The organism is Psychromarinibacter halotolerans, assembly GCF_029168315.1.
GTDB classification, from domain to species: domain Bacteria; phylum Pseudomonadota; class Alphaproteobacteria; order Rhodobacterales; family Rhodobacteraceae; genus Psychromarinibacter; species Psychromarinibacter halotolerans.
The window spans coordinates 1-311 of sequence record NZ_JARGYD010000060.1; the positions used below are offsets into that span (position 1 = coordinate 1).

At 63.0% G+C, this 311-nt stretch carries 1 protein-coding gene; it reads right to left on the reverse strand.

The features are described from left to right. On the reverse strand, nucleotides 1–311 hold a 311-nt coding region (locus tag P1K30_RS23905; RefSeq protein WP_275635247.1), incomplete at both ends, for a hypothetical protein.

Genomic DNA, 311 nt, shown 5'->3' on the forward strand with positions numbered 1-311 from the left:
AACGGAGCATCGAAGCCCGGCGCACCACTTTGACTGGCCCATCCGCGACCGCCCCACTGCATGTACTCGACGTTCTGCGTCCAATCCATGACAAGGTCCGTGGCCCCGACGACCGCGCCGTCCAGATGGAGCTGTGCTCCCGAGGGACCGAAGGTCACCGCGACGTCATAGGATTGCCCCGCGACAATGCCCGGCACCCTGATGAAAGACTCGGAGCTGCCATCCTGAAGGCGCACGACGAGTGTGGAGCCTTCCAGATACATGGCGAAGTGATTGCCGCCGCCGGCGTAGCCAGATGCATCCTTCGCAAA